Origin of the sequence: Aeromicrobium fastidiosum, from assembly GCF_017876595.1 — a bacterium.
Lineage (GTDB): Bacteria > Actinomycetota > Actinomycetes > Propionibacteriales > Nocardioidaceae > Aeromicrobium > Aeromicrobium fastidiosum.
On the sequence record NZ_JAGIOG010000001.1, the window covers coordinates 2775910 to 2795305 of the forward strand.

At 68.5% G+C, this 19396-nt stretch carries 21 protein-coding genes; 18 read left to right on the top strand and 3 right to left on the bottom strand.

All coding sequences use genetic code 11. The features are described 5' to 3' along the window. Nucleotides 1-20 precede the first annotated feature (20 nt). Genes JOF40_RS13745 through JOF40_RS13760 form a run of 4 tightly spaced genes read left to right on the top strand, consistent with a single transcriptional unit; the run spans nucleotide 21 to nucleotide 1700 of the window. Nucleotides 21-641 (top strand): CDP-alcohol phosphatidyltransferase family protein, encoded by a 621-nt coding sequence (locus tag JOF40_RS13745; RefSeq protein ID WP_129184561.1) that lies wholly within the window; start codon nucleotides 21-23, stop codon nucleotides 639-641. After that, nucleotides 638-1135 (top strand): CinA family protein, encoded by a 498-nt coding sequence (locus tag JOF40_RS13750; RefSeq protein ID WP_129184559.1) that lies wholly within the window; start codon nucleotides 638-640, stop codon nucleotides 1133-1135. The genes JOF40_RS13745 and JOF40_RS13750 overlap by 4 nt, the downstream gene beginning before the upstream one ends. Nucleotides 1136-1168: 33 nt before the next feature. After that, nucleotides 1169-1468 (top strand): helix-turn-helix domain-containing protein, encoded by a 300-nt coding sequence (locus JOF40_RS13755; RefSeq protein WP_129184557.1) that lies wholly within the window; start codon nucleotides 1169-1171, stop codon nucleotides 1466-1468. 37 nt (nucleotides 1469-1505) lie between these two features. Beyond that, the gene (locus JOF40_RS13760) at nucleotides 1506-1700 is read left to right on the top strand and encodes a DUF3046 domain-containing protein (protein WP_129184555.1); all 195 of its coding nucleotides are present in this window, start codon (nucleotides 1506-1508) and stop codon (nucleotides 1698-1700) included. A gap of 24 nt (nucleotides 1701-1724) precedes the next feature. Here the strand turns inward: JOF40_RS13760 and JOF40_RS13765 are convergent, their stop codons facing one another. Beyond that, nucleotides 1725-2801, bottom strand: a complete 1077-nt coding sequence (locus tag JOF40_RS13765) for an ABC transporter ATP-binding protein (protein WP_129184553.1) — start codon at nucleotides 2799-2801, stop codon at nucleotides 1725-1727. Between the two features lie 211 nt (nucleotides 2802-3012). Here JOF40_RS13765 and JOF40_RS13770 point away from each other — a divergent pair, with 211 nt between their 5' ends. The 7 genes from JOF40_RS13770 to JOF40_RS13800 all read left to right on the top strand — a co-directional run bounded on the left by JOF40_RS13770 (nucleotide 3013) and on the right by JOF40_RS13800 (nucleotide 10368). Beyond that, nucleotides 3013-4302: an ABC transporter substrate-binding protein gene (locus JOF40_RS13770; RefSeq protein WP_129184549.1), complete on the top strand. Its 1290-nt coding sequence runs from the start codon at nucleotides 3013-3015 to the stop codon at nucleotides 4300-4302. Between the two features lie 106 nt (nucleotides 4303-4408). Beyond that, nucleotides 4409-5320, top strand: a complete 912-nt coding sequence (locus JOF40_RS13775; RefSeq protein WP_246152863.1) for a carbohydrate ABC transporter permease — start codon at nucleotides 4409-4411, stop codon at nucleotides 5318-5320. Between the two features lies 1 nt (nucleotide 5321). Continuing rightward, nucleotides 5322-6143, top strand: coding sequence for a carbohydrate ABC transporter permease (locus JOF40_RS13780; RefSeq protein WP_129184545.1), 822 nt, complete (start codon nucleotides 5322-5324; stop codon nucleotides 6141-6143). Next, a complete protein-coding gene (locus JOF40_RS13785; RefSeq protein ID WP_129184543.1) occupies nucleotides 6140-7501 on the top strand; it encodes a GH1 family beta-glucosidase in 1362 nt (453 codons plus the stop codon). The genes JOF40_RS13780 and JOF40_RS13785 overlap by 4 nt, the downstream gene beginning before the upstream one ends. Before the next feature lie 22 nt (nucleotides 7502-7523). Further along, on the top strand, nucleotides 7524-8564 hold the full coding sequence (locus JOF40_RS13790) for a LacI family DNA-binding transcriptional regulator (RefSeq protein ID WP_129184541.1): 1041 nt from the start codon (nucleotides 7524-7526) through the stop codon (nucleotides 8562-8564). Nucleotides 8565-8778: 214 nt separating this feature from the next. After that, on the top strand, nucleotides 8779-9837 hold the full coding sequence (gene recA, locus JOF40_RS13795) for a recombinase RecA (RefSeq protein WP_129184859.1): 1059 nt from the start codon (nucleotides 8779-8781) through the stop codon (nucleotides 9835-9837). A 12-nt stretch (nucleotides 9838-9849) separates the two neighbouring features. Beyond that, nucleotides 9850-10368: a regulatory protein RecX gene (locus tag JOF40_RS13800; RefSeq protein ID WP_129184539.1), complete on the top strand. Its 519-nt coding sequence runs from the start codon at nucleotides 9850-9852 to the stop codon at nucleotides 10366-10368. 32 nt (nucleotides 10369-10400) lie between these two features. Here JOF40_RS13800 and JOF40_RS13805 read toward each other — a convergent pair whose 3' ends face one another. Then, nucleotides 10401-10946 (bottom strand): PadR family transcriptional regulator, encoded by a 546-nt coding sequence (locus JOF40_RS13805; RefSeq protein ID WP_129184537.1) that lies wholly within the window; start codon nucleotides 10944-10946, stop codon nucleotides 10401-10403. 43 nt (nucleotides 10947-10989) lie between these two features. On the opposite strand from JOF40_RS13805, the gene JOF40_RS13810 reads away from it, so the two are divergent. The 4 genes from JOF40_RS13810 (at nucleotide 10990) to JOF40_RS13825 (ending at nucleotide 14188) form a co-directional block, all read left to right on the top strand. Beyond that, nucleotides 10990-12072 (top strand): WD40/YVTN/BNR-like repeat-containing protein, encoded by a 1083-nt coding sequence (locus JOF40_RS13810; RefSeq protein ID WP_129184535.1) that lies wholly within the window; start codon nucleotides 10990-10992, stop codon nucleotides 12070-12072. A 50-nt stretch (nucleotides 12073-12122) separates the two neighbouring features. After that, nucleotides 12123-12581 (top strand): hotdog fold domain-containing protein, encoded by a 459-nt coding sequence (locus tag JOF40_RS13815; protein WP_129184533.1) that lies wholly within the window; start codon nucleotides 12123-12125, stop codon nucleotides 12579-12581. A gap of 32 nt (nucleotides 12582-12613) precedes the next feature. Continuing rightward, nucleotides 12614-13504 (top strand): META domain-containing protein, encoded by an 891-nt coding sequence (locus tag JOF40_RS13820; protein WP_129184531.1) that lies wholly within the window; start codon nucleotides 12614-12616, stop codon nucleotides 13502-13504. Between the two features lie 72 nt (nucleotides 13505-13576). Then, on the top strand, nucleotides 13577-14188 hold the full coding sequence (locus JOF40_RS13825; RefSeq protein WP_129184530.1) for a hypothetical protein: 612 nt from the start codon (nucleotides 13577-13579) through the stop codon (nucleotides 14186-14188). Between the two features lie 23 nt (nucleotides 14189-14211). On the opposite strand, the gene JOF40_RS13830 is transcribed toward JOF40_RS13825, so the two are convergent. After that, complete coding sequence (locus tag JOF40_RS13830) at nucleotides 14212-14889, bottom strand: hypothetical protein (protein ID WP_129184528.1); 678 nt, start codon at nucleotides 14887-14889, stop codon at nucleotides 14212-14214. A gap of 232 nt (nucleotides 14890-15121) precedes the next feature. On the opposite strand from JOF40_RS13830, the gene JOF40_RS13835 reads away from it, so the two are divergent. The 3 genes from JOF40_RS13835 (at nucleotide 15122) to JOF40_RS13845 (ending at nucleotide 19365) form a co-directional block, all read left to right on the top strand. Beyond that, complete coding sequence (locus tag JOF40_RS13835) at nucleotides 15122-15970, top strand: hypothetical protein (RefSeq protein WP_129184526.1); 849 nt, start codon at nucleotides 15122-15124, stop codon at nucleotides 15968-15970. 88 nt (nucleotides 15971-16058) lie between these two features. After that, complete coding sequence (gene miaB, locus JOF40_RS13840) at nucleotides 16059-17528, top strand: tRNA (N6-isopentenyl adenosine(37)-C2)-methylthiotransferase MiaB (RefSeq protein WP_129184524.1); 1470 nt, start codon at nucleotides 16059-16061, stop codon at nucleotides 17526-17528. 148 nt (nucleotides 17529-17676) lie between these two features. After that, nucleotides 17677-19365 carry an alpha/beta hydrolase gene (locus JOF40_RS13845; RefSeq protein WP_129184522.1) on the top strand — a complete coding sequence of 563 codons (1689 nt, stop codon included), beginning with the start codon at nucleotides 17677-17679 and terminating at the stop codon, nucleotides 19363-19365. Nucleotides 19366-19396: the final 31 nt, after the last annotated feature.

Genomic DNA, 19396 nt, shown 5'->3' on the forward strand with positions numbered 1-19396 from the left:
CGCGCCGAGGAGAGGCAGCCATGGACGGGGCAACCCAGCCGAGCAACCTGAACATCGCCAACGTCCTCACGGTCGCGCGGATCGCAGGTGTGCCGCTGTTCGGGTGGCTGCTGCTGACGCAGGGCGGTGAGTCCGTCGGCTACCGCGTCGCCGCATGGGTCGCGTTCGGTCTGCTGATGATCACCGACCGCATCGACGGAGACCTGGCGCGCAAGTACGACCTCGTCACCGACTTCGGCAAGCTCGCCGACCCGATCGCCGACAAGGCACTGACCGGCATGGCGTTCGTCGGCCTGGCGATCATCTTCAACGACGAGTCGTTCGGCTGGCTGTTCTGGACCATCACGATCGTGGTGCTGGTGCGGGAGTGGGGCATCACGGTCATGCGCTTCTTCATCAAGAAGTACGACGTCATGCCGGCCAGCCAGGGCGGCAAGATCAAGACGACGCTGCAGGCGTTCGCGATCGGCGGCTTCGTGCTGCCGCTCGAGATCTGGAACAACCCCTTCACCGACCTGCTGCTGTTCATCACCTGGGTGCTGATGGCCGCTGCGGTGGTGGTGACGGTCGTGACCGGCGCGATGTACGTCCGCGACGCCCGCACGATCCGCCGCGACGCCCGGGCCGCTGCTCGGTCATGAGCCCGACCGCCGAGGCCGTCGATGCGATCGGCGCTCTGCGGGGTGCCGGTGCGACGGTCGCGACGGCGGAGTCGCTCACGGGCGGGCTCGTGTGCGCGACGCTCGTGGCGGTGCCGGGAGCGTCCGAGGTGGTGCGCGGCTCGGTCGTGGCCTATGCGGCCGACGTCAAGACGTCCACCCTCGGGGTCCCCGTCGAGCTGATCGCCGAGCGGGGCACGGTCGACGCCGACGTGGCCGCCGCGATGGCGCTGGGAGTGCGCGAGCGCCTCGGCGCGACCTACGGCATCTCCACGACCGGGGTCGCCGGGCCAGGGCCCGACGAGGGCAAGCCCGCGGGCACGGTGCACGTCGCCGTGGCTGGCCCTGACGGCGTCCGCACGCGGCTCCTGCAGCTGTCCGGCGACCGCGACGGCATCCGCACCGGGACGGTCGCCGCGCTGTTGTCGTGGCTGGTCGCTAGGGTGGGGGAAGAATCTCAGCACGGTCGAGGTTGAGCACTACATGGCAGGCAAGGACGGAGGCACCCGATGACCGCGATGCGACAGCTCGTCGGCGAGGTGCTCCGCGCCCGCCGCATCTCGCAGGGCCTCACGCTGCGTGACGTCTCGGGCAAGGCCCGGGTCAGCCTCGGCTACATCTCCGAGGTCGAGCGCGGCCAGAAGGAGGCCAGCTCCGAGCTGCTCGCCGCCCTGGCAGGAGCGCTCGACGTGCCACTGTCCAAGGTGCTGCTCGACGTCAGCGCGATGCTCGAGCTCGAAGAGGCATCGGTCGACCAGATCGCGAGCATCTCCTCGATCGCCCCCGACGTGTCCGTCTCCGCCGCTTGACGCGCTCGTTCGTCCCAGCACGTCACGGCGGTGCCCGATGAGGCACAGCGAGTTCTGGGAGCTCATGGACCGTCACCTGGGTCGCGGCTACGCGCGCGTATGGGCCGACAGTCACGTCATGAGCATCCTCGGCGGTCGCACCGCCACCGAGGCGCTCGACGCCGGCGAGGACCCCAAGACCGTCTGGCGAGCCGTCCACGCCACGCGTGGTCTGCCCGCCTCCGAGCGCTGAGCCGGCCGAGCCTCAGGCGTCCGCTCAGCCGAGACGCTCGCCCGTGGCGGTGGAGAACACGTGGATCGCGGTGTCGTCGACCGGGGCCACGTTGATGGTCTCGCCCTTCGCCGGGGGGTGCCGCCAGTCGACGCGTGTCACGATCGGGTGGGGAATGGCTCCGAGCGAAGCACGGCCGTACACGTAGGCGTCGGCACCGAGCTCCTCGACGACGTCGACCTCGACCTTCAGCCCCGAGGTGCTGATCGCCAGGTTCTCGGGGCGTACACCGACCATGACGGTCGCCGCGTCGGCATCGGCGAGCGTGTCGCGCGGAACCCGCACGAGGTGGTCGCCGAATCGCACACCGCCGTCGATGACCGGAAGCTCCACGAGGTTCATGCCCGGCGAGCCGAGGAAGCCTGCCACGAAGAGATTGGCGGGGCGGTCGTACATCTCGCGGGGTGCTGCGCACTGCTGCAGAAGTCCGTCCTTCAGCACGGCGACCCGGTCGCCCATCGTCATGGCCTCCACCTGGTCGTGGGTGACGTAGACGGTCGTCGCGTTCAGCCGGCGTTGCAGCTGGGCGATCTGGGTGCGGGTCTGCACCCGCAGCTTCGCGTCGAGGTTGGACAGCGGCTCGTCCATCAGGAACACCCGGGGCTGGCGGACGATGGCGCGTCCCATCGCGACACGCTGGCGTTGGCCGCCCGACAGGGCCTTGGGCTTGCGGTCCAGGTAGCGCTCGATGTCGAGCAGAGCCGCCGCTTCCTTGACCCGGGCGGCGATCTCCTGCTTCGGGGTGCCGGCGATCTTCAACGCGAAGCCCATGTTCTCGGCGACGCTCATGTGTGGGTAGAGCGCGTAGTTCTGGAAGACCATCGCGATGTCGCGTGCCTTGGGTGGGAGGGTGGTGACGTCCTCGTCGCCGATCAGGATGCGACCTGCGTCGACCTCCTCCAGGCCGGCGAGCATGCGCAAGGAGGTCGACTTGCCGCAGCCCGAAGGGCCGACGAGGACGAGGAACTCGCCGTCCTCGATCTCGAGCTGCAGTTGGTCGACGGCAGGGGAGTCCTGCCCGGGATAGACCCGTGTGGCCTGGTCGAACGTGACGGTGGACATGGATTGACGTCCCTTCACCGGCTGGTACGTGCCGGACGATCCGAGTGATGGTGGTCACACCGTACGTGGGTCGTCGTGGTCTGTCGAGACTAATTGCCCTCTCGGACAACATATTTGGGAACGCTCCCAAAATTGGGTTGACGTGCTGATGTGACCTGGCTCATACTTCCGTGGAAGCGCTCCCACCGGGGGAGTCGGAGGAAGGTACGACGTGAATCGCACACAGCGCATCGCCGCCGCTGCAGCCTCAGCCCTCGTGGTGGGAGTGCTGGCAGCCGGCTGCGGAGGATCGGGTGACGAGAGCTCGGACGGCACGATCACCCTGCGGGTCAACCTGTTCGGCCAGTTCGGCTACAAGGATCTCTACCGGCAGTTCGAGAAGGAGCACCCCGGTGTGAAGATCGTCGAGACCGCTGAAGGTGATCTCGGCAAGTACAACACCAAGCTCTCCCAGCAGATCGCGGCGAACGCATCAGCCGGTGACGTCGTGGCGATCGAGGAGGGCCAGACGGTCAACTTCCTCCAGACACCCGACAAGTTCGTCAACCTGCAGGAGCACGGTTACGACGCGATCAAGGGTGACTACCTGCCGTACGTGGCCAATGCCACGACGACCTCGGACGGCTCGGCGACGATCGGTCTCGGAACCGACGTCGGCGGCCTGGCGATGTGCTATCGCCGCGATCTGTTCGAGCAGGCCGGCCTGCCCACGGATCGCGAGGAGGTGGCCAAGCTGTGGCCCACGTGGGAGGACTTCATCACGACGGGCGAGAAGTTCCAGCAGGGCATCGGCGACGACAAGATCCACTTCGTGGACGCCGCCACCAACACGTACAACTCGATCCTCATGCAGGGCAGCGACGAGACGTACTTCGACCGCGACAACAAGCTCGTGGTCGAGTCCAATCCCGCGGTCAAGAACGCGTGGGACATCGCCAACGAGATGATCGATGCCGGTCTCACGGCCAAGATCGTGGCGTTCTCCAAGGAGTGGGACGCGGGGTTCAAGAACGGCTCGTTCGCGACCGTCGCCTGCCCCGCCTGGATGACGGGCAACATCAAGGGCCAGGCCGGTGATGCCCTCGCCGGCGTCTGGGACATCACGACGGTTCCCGGAGGCAGCGGCAACTGGGGTGGCTCGTGGCTCGCGGTACCCAAGTCGAGCAAGCACCAGAAGGAGGCCGTCGAGCTGATCAAGTTCCTCTCCAGCGCCGAAGGTCAGATGGGTGCCTTCGAGGCGGAGGGGCGACTGCCGTCCCTCCCGGCCCTGTACGACACTCCGGAGCTCAAGGACGCGACGAATCCCTACTTCAACGACGCGCCCGTCGGTCAGCTCTTCGTGGCCGGCGCGAAGAACCTGAAGCCGGTCTACCTCGGTGCCAAGAACGTCCCCGTCCGTGACGCCTTCGAGAACGTGCTCCGCAGCGTCGAGAACGGTCAACGATCGGCCAAGGAGGGCTGGCCGGAGGCCGTGAAGGCCGCGGAGAAGGCCGCCAAGTAGCGCATCCGCGCACATCGAGCCCCGGTGCCCGCATCCGTCATCCGGTGGGTGCGGGCACCGGCTCGGCCGGACCAGACGAGACCAGACGAGCGCAGGAAGGGAACACGTGAAGATCCGCGATCGGCTCACCAAGACCGAGGCCCGCGTCGCCCCGTACGCCTTCATCTCCCCGTTCTTCATCGTGTTCGCGATCTTCGGGCTGTTCCCGTTGATCTACACGCTGTGGGTGTCGCTCCATGACTGGAGCCTGCTGGCGGGCAACCAGGGCTTCGTGGGGCTCGACAACTATCGCGAGCTGGCACAGGACGCCGATTTCTGGCGGGCGCTGACCAACACGCTCGGCATCTTCGTGCTCGCGACCGTGCCGCAGCTGGTCCTCGCGACCGTGCTCGCACAGGTGCTCAACAGCAAGTTGCGTGCCAAGACGTTCTGGCGGATGGGGGTGCTGCTGCCCAACGTGACGTCCGTGGCCGCGGTCGGCATCATCTTCGGGCTGATCTTCGCCCGTGACTACGGCGTCGTGAACTGGGGCCTGGGGCTGGTCGGCGTCGGCCCCGTCGACTGGCAGGGCCACCGGTGGTCGTCCTGGCTGGCGATCTCGGTCATGGTCGACTGGCGGTGGACGGGTTACAACGCGCTGATCCTGCTCGCGTCCCTCCAGGCCGTGCCGAAAGAGCTCTACGAGGCTGCGCGCATCGACGGAGCATCGGCGTGGCGCCAGTTCTGGTCGGTCACGGTGCCGATGCTGAGGCCCACGATCATCTTCGTGTCGATCGTCGCGACGATCGGCGGCATCCAGCTGTTCACCGAGCCACTGCTGTTCGGCGCCGGTGTCAACGCCATCTCCGGGGGCTCGACGGGGCAGTTCCAGACCGTTGCGATGTATCTCGTGCAGCAGGCCTTCACCGGTCAGCGCTTCGGCTACGCCTCGACGGTCGCCTGGGTGCTCTTCCTGCTCGTCGCGGTCTTCGCGGTCATCAACGTGGCGCTGCTGCGCCGGATCAGGTCGGTGGACTGACATGAGGACCAAGAACCCGCTGATGTACGTCGGCCTGTCGGCCGTGGTGCTGCTGTCCGTCGGCCCCCTCTACTTCATGCTCGTCATGGCGTCGCGGGTCAACGACGAGATCGTGGCCCTGCCGCCGCCGTTCTCGCTGGGCGGCGAGCTGTTCCCCAACCTCGACCGCGTGTTCGGCAACGCCGACGTGCTGTTCGGCCAGGCGCTGCTCAACAGCCTGCTGGTCGCCTCGGTCGCGACGGTCTGCGTCGTCGTGACGTCGTCCTTGGCCGGATTCGCCTTCGCCAAGCTGAAGTTCAGGGGCCGCAATGCGCTGCTGCTGTTCGTCATCGGCACGATGATGGTGCCGGTTCAGCTGGGACTCATCCCGCTCTACATGCTGATGACCAAGCTGGGGCTGAGCGGCGGGCTGCCGTCCGTGACGTTGCCGTTCGTGGTCGCGGGATTCGGCGTGTTCATGATGCGGCAGTTCGCCGAGCAGGCGATACCCGACGAGATGATCGAGGCCGCGCGTGTCGACGGGGCCTCGACGTTCCGCATCTTCTTCAGCATCGTGTTCCCGGCTCTGCGTCCGGCCGCAGCCGTGCTGGGCCTGCTGACGTTCATGGAGCGGTGGAACGACTTCCTGTGGCCGTACCTCACGCTCGACGCCGAGCACCCCACGGTGCAGGTCGCGCTCTCGCGGCTGTCGAGCGGCTACTACTCCGACCAGTCACTCATCATGGCCGGCACGTTCATCGGCACCCTGCCGCTCGTGGTGGTCTTCATCGTTTTCGGCCGCCAGATCATCGGCGGCATCATGGAAGGTGGGCTCAAGGCATGACCCTCGACATCTCAGGACTCCCGGCCGGCTTCAGCTGGGGCGCTGCGACCTCGTCGTACCAGATCGAGGGTGCGGTGGACGAGGACGGCCGCACGCCGTCGATCTGGGACACCTTCGCCGCCACGCCCGGTCGGGTCGCGAACGGCGACGACGGATCGGTGACGATCGACCACTACCACCGCTGGCGCGAGGACATCGACCTGATGGCCGAGCTGGGGCTCGACGCCTATCGGTTCTCCGTCGCCTGGCCGAGGATCCAGCCGGACGGCGAGGGCGCTGGCAACGCGCCGGGCATCGCCTTCTACGACCGGCTGGTCGACGGGCTGCTGGAGCGGGGCATCACGCCGTGGGCGACGCTCTACCACTGGGATCTGCCCGAGGCGCTCGAGCAGGCCGGCGGTTGGCCCGTGCGCGACACGGCGAGTCGATTCGCCGAGTACGTCGCGATCACGGCCGAGGCGCTCGGCGACCGGGTCAAGCACTGGATCACGCTCAACGAGCCGTGGTGCGCGGCCTTCCTCGGCTACGCCAGCGGCGTCCATGCGCCCGGGCGGACGAACGGTGCCGACGCGGTCGCTGCCTCGCACCACCTGATGCTCGGTCACGGCCTCGCGGTGCAGCGTCTGCGTGACGTCGTGCCGGACGCCCAGGTGGGTGTGACGGTCAATCTCTACCCGGTCACGCCGGTCGACGACTCGGGTCGGCACGACGACGCGGTGCGACGGATCGACGGGCTGATGAACCGCTGGTTCCTCGATCCGCTGCTGAAGGGCAGCTACCCGAAGGACGTGCTGAATGACCTGGCACCGGTCACCGACGCGTCGTTCGTCCTCGACGGCGACACCGGCACGATCGCGCAGCCGCTCGACTTCCTCGGCGTCAATTACTACACGCGGCACGTGGTCGGCGCCGGGAACTGGCCGGGCAGCGCGGACGTCCGGTTCCAGCTCGAGAACGGGCTGCCGCGCACGGCGACGGGATGGGACGTCGACCCGCAGGGTCTGGTCGACATCCTCACCCAGGTGCAGCGCGACTACCCGCCGATCCCGATCTACCTCACCGAGAACGGGGCGGCGTTCGACGACGAGGTCGTCGACGGCGTGGTCCACGACGCGGAGCGCGTCGACTACATCGAGACGCACCTGGCCTCGCTGGCCGAGATGTGCCGCCGTGGCATGGACGTCCGCGGGTACTTCGCGTGGTCGCTGATGGACAACTTCGAGTGGGCCGAGGGCTACGACAAGCGCTTCGGCATCGTCCACGTCGACTACGAGACGCAGGTGCGGACGTTCAAGGACAGCGCTCATCGGTACGCCGACCTCATCCGGGAGCACCGAGCCGGGATACTGGGCTCGTGAGCACGAACACGCGGGCGCGCGGATGAGCTTGGACGAGACGCGCACCCAGCAGCCGACGCTTGAGCAGGTCGCGGCCCGCGCCGGGGTCGGGCGGGGCACGGCGTCGCGGGTCATCAACGGCTCGCCGCAGGTCAGCGAGCGCACGCGCGAGGTCGTGATGCAGGCGGTCCGCGAGCTCGGCTACGTGCCGAACCAGGCAGCCCGCACGCTCGTGACCCGGCGCACCGGCACCGTGGCGCTCGTGATCGCCGAGTCCGAGGAGCGCATCTTCGGCGAGCCGTTCTTCGCCGGCGTCGTCCGTGGCATCTCGTCGGCGCTCAACGAGGCATCACGCCAGCTCGTGCTGTCGCTCGTGCACAGCACCGACCAGGCCGAGCGGCTCGGGGGATACCTCACCCGCCAGCACGTCGACGGGGTCTTGCTGCTGTCGTTGCACGACGACGAGCCGTTCCCGGTCGACCTCGATGCCAGGGGCCTGCCGGTCGTCGTCGGCGGTCGGTCGGCCCACTGGGCGGGGTCTTACGTAGACGTCGACAACGTCGACGGGGCCCGGCAGGCCGTCGCCCACCTCGTCGACACGGGTCGGCGCACGATCGCGACGATCTCGGGACCCCAGGCGATGGCATCGGGGCGGGACCGTCGCGACGGCTACGTCGCCGCGATCGAGGCGGCGGGGATGGAGCTCGACGGCGACCTGGTCGTGGAGGGCGACTTCAGCGAGCACAGTGGCTGGAGCTGCATGGAGGAGCTTCTGGCGCGTCGTCCCGACATCGACGGTGTCTTCGCCGCCAGCGATCTGATGGCCATGGGCGCGATGCGCTCGCTGCGCGCCCAAGGCCGACGCATCCCCGACGACGTCGGTGTCGTCGGCTTCGACGGCACGACCGCGTCCGAGACGACGGACCCGCCGCTGTCGACGGTGCGTCAGCCACTGGTCGAGCTCGGACGGAGCATGGCCGAGATGCTGCTGCGCCACGTCGACGCCGATGAGCACCGACCCGAGCAGATGGTGCTGCCGGTCGAGCTGATGCTGCGACGCAGCAGCGTCCGCGACGACGGCTGAGGGCGCACGTCCGCCACGATCTAAGGGTCCGGCGTGTCGGCGCGCCATCGAACACCTGTTCGGGCTAGAGTCGTGCACAGGTTGGATGCCAGAGGGGCGGTATCCACAGACGGGTCGATGAGGCCCACTTATGTCTGAGGGTCCTTCTAGCGTCGTCGATGACCGGCCACCCACGAGCAGAGACGGACACACCATGGCACAGCCCAACAGCTCCATCGCGACGAGCAAGGACAAGGACAAGTCCCTCGAGAACGCGATGGCCCAGATCGACCGCGCCCATGGCAAGGGAGCCGTCATGCGACTGGGCGACCAGGCCCGCGCGCCGATCGAGGTCATCCCCACCGGCGCGACGACGCTCGACATCGCGCTCGGCATCGGCGGTCTCCCGCGCGGCCGTGTCGTCGAGATCTACGGTCCGGAGTCGTCGGGTAAGACGACGGTCGCCCTGCACGCCGTGGCCAACGCCCAGCGCGCCGGTGGCGTCGCGGCGTTCATCGACGCCGAGCACGCGCTCGACCCCGACTACGCCCGCAAGCTCGGCGTCGACACCGACGCCCTGCTGATCTCCCAGCCCGACAGCGGTGAGCAGGCGCTCGAGATCGCCGACATGCTGATCCGCTCGGGTGCGCTCGACATCATCGTCATCGACTCCGTGGCGGCCCTCGTGCCCCGCGCCGAGATCGACGGCGAGATGGGCGACAGCCACGTGGGTCTGCAGGCCCGGCTCATGAGCCAGGCGCTGCGCAAGATGACCGGTGCCATCAACGGCTCGGGCACCACGGCGATCTTCATCAACCAGCTGCGCGAGAAGATCGGCGTCATGTTCGGATCGCCCGAGACGACGACGGGCGGCAAGGCGCTGAAGTTCTACGCCTCGGTCCGTCTCGACGTCCGCCGCATCGAGACGCTCAAGGACGGCACCGACATGGTCGGCAACCGCACCCGCGTCAAGGTCGTCAAGAACAAGCTGGCCCCGCCGTTCAAGCAGGCCGAGTTCGACATCATGTACGGCCAGGGCATCAGCCGCGAGGGCAGCCTGATCGACGTGGGTGTCGACATCGGCCTGGTCCGCAAGGCCGGTGCCTGGTACACCTACGACGGCGATCAGCTCGGCCAGGGCAAGGAGAAGTCCCGCCAGTTCCTCAAGGACAACCCCGATCTGGCCGAAGAGCTCGAGAAGCGCATCATGGAGGCCAAGGGCATCGGCCCGCAGGCCGACAAGCCTGCGCTCGAGGTCGTCGACGGCCCCGATCTGCCGGCCACCGAGTTCTGACGGTCCTGACCCATGGCGCGGACGCCTGTCGAGGAGATGACCTCCGAGGAGCTGGCCGGCTTCGCCAAGGAGATCGTCATCCGCAAGCTCAGCGAGCGTGCGCACAGCCGCAGCGACCTCGCTCAGGCACTTGCCAAGAAGCAGGTGCCTGAGGGGGTCGTCGAGGCGACCCTGGCCAAGTTCGAGGCGGCCGGGCTGATCGACGACGAGGACTTCGCCCGCTCGTGGGTGCAGGCCCGCCAGCGCGGCAAGGGGCTCAGCTCGCGGGCCCTGGCCAATGAGCTGCGCACCAAGGGCGTCGACGACGAGATCTCCAAGGAGGTCATCGGCGAGCTCGATCCGGAGGCCGAGGTCGAGGCCGCCCACCGGCTGGTGCGCACCAAGCTGCGGTCGATGTCGCGCTTCGACGACACCACCAAGACCCGCCGGCTCGTCGGCATGCTGGCCCGCAAGGGCTACCCGTCCCAGCTGGCCTTCCAGGTCGTCCGTGAAGAGCTGGGTGCCGAGGTCGAGCCGCTCGAGAGCATGTGAGGCGAGCGGTCGTCACGGGTCACAGGGAGGGGTCAGAGCGAGTCGCGGGTCTGCTCGATGGCCCTGGCCTCGGCGTCGAAGAAGGTCAGGCCCCAGTCGGCGACCCGTGCCGCATAGGCCACCGACTCGCGGTCGCCGAGCATCTCGCGCACTGCTTCGAGCTCGCGCCGACGCTCGTCCAGCGCCTTCTCGTAGCGGTCGAGCATCGTGGTGACCTCGTCGGTGCCCATCATGGCTCCGAGCATGAGCCGCAGTGCAACGGGATGCTTGAGCACCGGGAAGTCGTCCGACGGCTCGCGCAGCCAGGCGTGCAGCGCCGCGCGCCCGGCCGGCGTGATCCTGAAGTGCTTGGTGGTGCGGCGGCCCGAGGAGTCCTCGTCGACGCTGACGTAGGAGTGGGAGGTCAGCTTCTCGAGCTCGGTGTAGATCTGGCTCATGGCCGGCGAGACCCAGTAGAAGCGCAACGTGAAGTCAGCGCGCTGCTTGAGCTCGTAGCCGGTCAGTCCGTCCTCGGACCCGCTGTCGATGACCAACAGGCTCAGCAGGGCGTACGACGTCGTTGACAGTGATGGAGTCACGGGCCTAGCGTACTGTTCCTACCAGGAATAGCGAGGCTGCGTCATGACTGACACGATCCTGCTGGCCGGCACCCGCAAGGGCCTGTTCATCGGTCGCTCCGACGAGCACCGCTCCGCGTGGACCTGGGACGCTCCGACGTTCCCGATGGAGGGGGTCTACTCCGTCGCGATCGACGACCGCGGTGACACGCCGCGACTGCTCGCTGGCGCCACGAGCATGCACTACGGGCCACAGGTGTTCAGATCTGACGACCTGGGCCGCACGTGGGACGAGTCGCACTCGGGCACCGTCCGGTTCCCGGAGGGCCTCGGGGCGTCGGTCGAGCGGGTGTGGCAGCTGCAGCCCTCCCCGGCGGACGGCCGTGTGGTGTGGGCCGGCACCCAGCCGTCGGCGCTCTTCCGGTCAGACGACGGCGGTGAAACGTTCGAGCTCGTCCGCAGCCTCTGGGACCACCCCCACCGTCCGCAGTGGGGCGAGGGCTTCGGTGGTCAGGCGATCCACACCGTCGTTCCGCACCCGACCGAACCCGACATCGTCACGGTCGCGATGTCGACCGGGGGCGTCTACCGGTCGTCCGACAGGGGCGAGACTTGGCAGCCGCACAACCGGGGCATCACGACGGAGTTCCTGCCGGGGGAGCCGCCGGAGTTCGGCCAGTGCGTGCACAAGGTCGCGGTCGACGCGGGCGACCCCGACCGGCTCTACGCGCAGAACCATGGGGGAGTGTTCCGCTCGGACGATGCCGGCCGCAGCTGGACGTCGATCGACGAGGGCCTGCCGTGCGACTTCGGCTTTCCGATCGTCGCGCACCCGCACCGAGCCGGCACCGTCTACGTCTACCCGCTGCTCGGCGGCGACCAGCGGTTCTCTCCGGGTGGACGCCCCGCGGTGTGGAGGTCGCAGGACGCCGGCCACACCTGGGAGGAGGTCGCGACCGGTCTGCCGCCCGAGGCGTGGACCTCGGTGCTGCGCGACGGCTTCAGCACCGACCGGGCCGACCCGGCCGGCCTCTACATCGGCACCCGCCACGGCGCGATCTGGGCCAGCAATGACGAGGGGTCGACGTGGACGGAGATCCGGTCGAACCTGCCCGACGTGCTGAGCATCCGCGCCGCGGTGCTGTGACGGCTCGACGCCGGCCGCGAGCGAGAGTTACTTGCCGGTAACCTACTGCCATGTCATCCACCCTCGCGCTCTACAAGAAGGTCACCGCGTTGCCCCAGGGCAAGCGCATCTTCTCGGTCCTGTTCTCGCAGAAGGCTCCCTACTTCGCCTCGGTGCACCTGACCGTCGAGGAGATGAAGCCGCACCTGGGGCAGGTCGTGGTCCCCAAGCGTCGGTCGGTGCAGAACCACATCGGCACGGTCCACGCAATCGCGGCGTGCAACGGTCTCGAGGCGGCGATGGGTCTGCTCGCCGAGGCCACGTGCCCGCCCGACATGCGCTGGCTGCCCAAGGGCATGGACGTGCAGTACCTCGCCAAGTCGACGACCTCGCTGACGTGCACGGCCGAGACGACCGAGGCCGACTGGGCCGGTGCGCCTGACGTGCCCGTGACGGTCAAGGCCGTCACCCAGGACGGCACCGTCACGGTCGCCGGCACGATCCACCTCTGGGTCACGCCGAAGAGCTGAGACGATCGGTGGCCGGCGGACACGCTGCAGGTGTGCGCCGTCCAGTTCTGCTCCTCGCATCTGCGATCTTCGCCCTCGCCATCGCGAGTGGCTGCTCGTCGTCCGGCAGCGATGCCGTGCAGCCGCCTGTCGACACCTCGGCCCCGACGGTGGCGCGGCCTGCGATGACCGCGGAGCGCCTGCTCGGCCGGTGGGGCGCGGACCCCGACACTGCCCAGCGTCGGGGCGAGCCGTGGGTACGGTTCGCCCACGACGGCACGCTCACGGGGTCCGACGGGTGCAACCGGGTGGCCGGGCGGTGGATGTTGGACCGTGACGGCACGACCGTCAGGTCGGACGTCCGGCTTGCCTCCTACGTGGCGTGCCCGTCTCGACCGCGCGTCCTCCTGGATCGACTGACGTTCGACGGCGCCGACCTGACGTATCAGCGCGAGCGCGCTGGCCCCGGGGCGATGACGAAGTCCGCGGCGCCCCAGATCGTGATGTACCTGATCGAATCGGGCTCTGGCTCGCTGCGACCCGTCCCGATACCGGTCGAGCCCGCCGACGCGTCCACGCTCCGGCAGCGGGCCGCGGCCGGGGTCGCGGCGCTGCTGGCGGCGGCCGAGTCCGGCGAACGCTACTCGAGCCTGTGGGGCCGGATGTGCGGCCTGGGTACGGGAGTCGAGTCGGTCGAGCCGCCGTCGGAGGGGAGGCCGGTGGTCGTCCGGCTGACCGGCGAGGGCGGCGCTCTGTGCGACCTGAGTCGTGGGGCCCTCGTGCTGAGGGAGCAGCAGCTCGCCTGGACGGTCGTGACCAACCTCGACGTCGACCCCGGGACGTCCGTCCGCGTGCTCGGGCCTCGAGGCGATCGGCACCTCAGCGACGTCGTGCCCGATGCGGCTCACCTCGCCGAGGGGTCGGCGGGCCCGGAGAGCCCCTAACCCCCACGGAATGTTGACAGGCAGTCACGAGACCTCGAGACTGTGCTCACCTCTGACCGACGGGACGGAACCGTGAAGCGGATCTGGCTGGGCATCGCAGCGCTGGCGGGCTTCGGCCTGAGTGCTGCCGCAGGTACGGTTCTCGTGCACGGCGTCGACACGGACGTGGCAGCGTGGACTCCGCCTCCTCCCGTGAGCCAGGTCCGGTCGGCCGGCGGCGAGAGCGGCGAGATCGAGCCCGTGATCGACGTCGACGGTGGTCACGCCACGGTGCGGGTGGTCGACCCGGTGCTGGTGCTGAACAGCGACGGATCGACCGCCGTGGGTGCCCAGCTGGAGGGCGGGATCCTCGACGTCGCACTCATGGATGTCTCGATCTGGGTCGACCGATTCCCCATCCACGTCACGTCGACGGAGATGTGGCTCCCGGTCCTGGCCGGCGAGCGATCGCAGGTGGGAGCAGCCTCAGACGCCGGCGGGTTCCTGGTGCCCACCGGCATCAGCGACGGCACTCACGCAGAGGTCGCGTTCCGCTTCGACGACGGGACGTGCGTGCTCACGACGGTCGTCGCCGTGGCACGCACGAACAAGCACCGCATGATCTATCCCAGGAGCAACAGGACCATCGGACCGGAGACCGTCGACGACCCGCAGTCGCCAGCCTCAGCCTGCGACGCCACGTAGCGACGGTCGCCTTTCCGGCCGGGTCACGATCCCCGGAACGGCGAGATCGTGGCGACGATGATGCTGATGGCTGCAGCGACCAGCATGAGCTCCAGCCCGCACTTCGTGAAGAAGGGGCGCGTGGCCCAGGCGTCCTCGTCGAGGATGACGGCGTCGGGCGGCGGGAGCGGTGCGGAGAGGTGTCTCATCAGCACCACCGTCGAGAGCATGCCGGTGGTGAGTATGCCGAGCATCGAGCTGACCGGTATCGCGGCGGAGCAGACGGCGAGTCCGACGATCAGGAGTCCGACGGCTGCCAGGTAGCCGAGCATGATGGCCGCGATCGTGCGGAAGGGCGCTGCTGACGCGCACCGATTCGCGCCAAGGATGCGCCGAACCTTCTCGGCAGCGACCTCGGACGCGGCTGTCGCCGTGCCGGCCGCAGGGGTCTGCAACACGGCCATGGTCCCGGTGATGGTGAGGGCCAGCCCGCTACGGGCGCTCGCGAGCTTCAGGGACTTCAACGACACGAGCGGGATCGCCAGGAGGTCGTCGGCGTTACCGGCCGTCCAGTCGTCGCCCGCGATGTGGATCATCGGCAGGTCGTCACGATAGGGCTGCTCGAACGCCATCGCGTCGCACAGCTCGCGCAGGGCCGCAGGGCCCAGCCGGACGCGGCGGTGCGGCTCGTGGATCCTGTTGAGGGTCTGCTGCGGTGCCACGACGTTCCTCTCGTCCGGGCCGGAGCGCCAGAGTAGCCACGGTGCGGGTCACCCCGCGCCGAATCGCAACAGGGTGTGACGTACCCGCGACGCCCGGGGGTCCGGCACGCGGATGGAGTCGTTGCCGCCGTGAGCCGCTCGACGTCCCGTCAGGAGTGATCTGATGATTCGCCATCCGTCCGTCGACCACGTGATCCGCCGTTCTGCCCCAGGTGACTGGCAGGATGTGCGCATGTCTGTCGCAACCGTGGAGCACGTGCCTGCGGTCGGCGGCCGTCGCGAGCGCCGCGCCGTCGGTTGGCTCACCGTGGGGCTGCTGCTGGGTCCGATAGGGCTGTGCGTCGGCTGGTACCACGTGCTCACGGCACCACGCTGGCCGTGGCGCGACAAGATCATGGCCGCAGTGCTGCCTGTGCCGCTGGCGATCATCTCGATCATCGGGCGGGCCGAGCTCGATGCCGAGACGTGCCGGCAGTCGGCCGACGGCTCCATCGCCTGCGCAACTCACGCCACGTGGACGATCGCGGCGTGGGCTGTCCCGGTCGTGATGTTGATCCTCCTGGCGCTGATGATCAGGCACCTCAACCGCTCGGCACGGTCGTCCGACACGCATCCCGTGACATCCACGACGGCAGCCGTGGTGCTGGCTCTCGTCGCGGCCTGGGCCGCTCCGATGCTCGTCGACAGGGCCGAGGACACGTGGTCGTACGGTGAGCGGGACGCCGTGGTCGGTGCGGCTGCGGACGCCGACGCGGCGGGGGAGGCCTACGCGGTGGTCGATGAACAGACTCAGAGCGACTGGGCATCGGACTCGGGCGCCCGACCCACCGAGGACGAGATGGATCGGCTGGTCGGCGTCGGCAACCGCCGGTTCGACCTATTGTTCGAGGAGCTCGCGGCCGAGCGATGGGACGAGGACGGCGCTCCGAGCATCTCCGACGCCGACCGTGGCACGTGCCACGTCTTCCCGGTCGTCCCCAGCGGTGACCCGGACGACGTGCAGGACGTGACGGCCCTCGCCCGGCTCTGCTACGGCCCCGCGGAGTGGACGTCGGTCATCTCCCTCGACGACGGGTACTGACCACGACGATCCTGATGCACCGACACCGATGGGCTGTCGGGATGCATCAGGATCCGCGGCCGGCCGCGCCGCGTACGATTGACCAGTCATGACGAAGACCTACGAAGTGCGCACCTACGGCTGCCAGATGAACGTCCACGACTCCGAGCGCCTCGGCGGGCTTCTGGAGACGGACGGCTACGTCCGCGCCGACGACGGCGTCACGCCCGACCTCGTCGTCTTCAACACGTGCGCGGTGCGCGAGAACGCCGACAACAAGCTCTACGGCAACCTCGGACACATCGCGTCGGTCAAGGCCAAGAACCCCGGCATGCAGATCGCCGTCGGCGGCTGCCTGGCCCAGAAGGACCGCGACACCATCACCAAGAAGGCCCCGTACGTCGACGTCGTCTTCGGCACCCACAACATCGGCTCGCTGCCGGTGCTGCTCGAGCGCGCGCGCATCGCCGAGGAATCGCAGGTCGAGATCCTCGAGTCGCTCGAGGTCTTCCCGTCGACGCTGCCGACCAAGCGCGACTCGGTGTTCGCGGCGTGGGTCTCGATCAGCGTGGGCTGCAACAACACCTGCACGTTCTGCATCGTCCCGGCCCTGCGCGGCAAGGAGAAGGACCGTCGCCCCGGTGACGTCCTCGCCGAGATCCAGGCGCTGGTCGCTGACGGCGTCGTCGAGGTGACGCTGCTGGGACAGAACGTCAACGCGTACGGCGTCGAGTTCGGCGACCGGCAGGCCTTCGCCAAGCTGCTGCGCGCGTGCGGCGAGATCGAGGGCCTCGAGCGCGTGCGGTTCACGAGCCCGCACCCCAAGGACTTCACCGACGACGTCATCGCCGCGATGGCCGAGACCCACAACGTGATGCCGCAGCTGCACATGCCGCTGCAGTCGGGTTCCGACCGGGTGCTCAAGGCCATGCGTCGCTCGTACCGTCAGGACAAGTTCCTCGGCATCATCGACCGGGTGCGCGAGGCCATGCCCGACGCGGCGATCACGACCGACATCATCGTGGGGTTCCCCGGCGAGACCGAGGACGACTTCGCCCAGACGATGGACGTCGTCCGCAAGGCCCGGTTCACGGGAGCCTTCACGTTCCAGTACTCCAAGCGTCCCGGCACTCCCGCCGCCGACCTGCCCGACCAGCTGCCCAAGGACGTCGTGCAGGAGCGCTACATGCGACTGACCGCGGTGGTCGACGAGGTCGCGACGGCCGAGGCCAAGAAGCAGGAAGGTCAGGTCGTCGAGCTGCTCGTGGCCGACCACGAGGGCAAGAAGGACGGTGCGATGCGTCGTCTGACCGGACGCGCCCGCGACAACCGGCTCGTCCACTTCGTGCCGGGCGACCACGACGTCCGTCCAGGCGACATGGTCGAGGTGCGGATCACGTACGCAGCGCCGCACCACCTCGTGAGCGATGACGCGCCACTGAGCTACCGCCGCACGCCGGCCGGCGACGCCTGGGAGTCGCGTCAGGGACGCACCGAGGTTCGCTCGGTCGGCCTCGGCATGCCGTCGCTCGGCGTGCCCGATCCGCTGCCGGTGGTCGAGTCGCCCTGCGCGGTCTGAACGACCGTCGGAGACCGGCCGGACGGTACAGCTTGTCTGCGTCGACGTAGCCGTTTCGACACCCAGGTTCTGTTGCGCAATGAAACTGTCCGTGTGATGTTGAGCGGGTCGTTCCGACACAGGGTCGGTCGATCCCATTGGGGGGAACATGCACAAGAAGATCATCGGGACGTTGGCGGCCACGGCCGTCGCGACCGCGACGCTGAGCGGAGCGGGCATCTCGTCGGCGCAGGCGTCGACCGCGTCCGCCGGCTCGGACGTGTCGGCCGCCAAGTCGTCGATCAGCTGGGGAGCCTGCACCAGCGCACGGCTCCAGAAGGCCGGCGCGCAGTGCGCCAAGGTGTCGGTGCCACTCGACTGGAACAAGCCACGCGGCAAGAAGATCAAGATCGCGATCTCGCGCGTCAAGCACACCGTGAAGTCCAGCAAGTACCAGGGCGTCATGCTCGTCAACCCCGGCGGACCCGGCGGCTCGGGCCTGTCGCTGTCGCTGCTCGGCGGCGCCGTGCCCGACTACAAGGGACGCGTCGTGGGCGGTGCCTACGACTGGATCGGCTTCGACCCGCGTGGCGTCGGCGAGAGCGAGCCGGCCGTCAGCTGCGATCCGAACTGGGCGGGCTACAACCGTCCCAAGTACGACCCCACCAAAGCCGTTCCCTACCGCTCGTACGACAAGAAGGACCCGTGGCCGTCGATCACGAACGCCTACACGCGTGCGTGCAAGGCCAACAACACCTCGGGCATCCTGCGTCACCTGACGACCAAGGACGTCGCGCGTGACCTCAACCTGATCCGCCAGCGCCTCGGTGCCAGCAAGATCAACTACTTCGGCTTCTCGTACGGCACGTACCTCGGTCAGGTGTTCTCGTCGATGTTCCCCGAGCGCGTGCGCCGCATGGTCTTCGACGGGACGGTCGACCCGCGAGGTGTCTGGTACGAGGCCAACCTGAGCCAGGACACCGCGTTCGACCGCAACATCAACATCTGGTTCAAGTGGCTCGCCAAGTACGACAGCACGTACCACCTGGGCAAGAGCACCAAGGCCGTCCGCAACACGTTCTACGCGACCCGCAACGCGCTCTACGCCAACCCCGTCACCGCTCCCGGCGGCGTGCACGGCAGCAGCGACAAGCTCGGCGGCAGTGAGTGGACCGACGCCTTCCTGTACGCGGGCTACTACGAGTCGACGTGGACCGACCTGGCCACGACGTTCTCGAACTACGTCAACAAGGGCGACGTGGCCGGGCTCGAGGCGGCCTACCTCGACGCCTCGGGATTCGGCGACGACAACGGTTACGCGGTCTACCTCGGCGTCCAGTGCACCGACACGTCCTGGCCGTCCAGCTGGAAGACGTGGCGCAACGACAACAACAAGATCGCCAAGAAGTCGCCCTTCCTGACCTGGTCGAACGCCTGGTACAACGAGTCGTGCCGCCACTGGCCGGCCCCGTCGCGCACGCCCAAGAAGATCGACGGCTCGAAGGTCAAGAGCGTCCTGATGCTCAACGAGACCCTCGACGCGGCGACCCCGTACGAAGGCAGTCTGCAGGTGCGCAAGCTGTACCCGAACGCCAGCCTGGTCGCGACGCAGGGTGGCACGACGCACTCCAACTCGCTCAACGGCTACAGCTGCGTCGACGACAAGATCGCCCGCTACCTCTACAACGGCACGCTGCCGTCGCGCAAGAAGGGCAACCGGGCGGACGCCTACTGCAAGGCCATCCCGCAGCCCAGGCCCGAGCCGGCCGGGGCCCAGGCCCAGGCGCAGTCGGCGAAGAAGCTCTCGGTGCTGCAGCAGGTGCGGCTCGAGCAGCAGAAGATCGCCGCCCCGCGCTGACGATCACCGGCTGACCCGCCACAGCACAGGA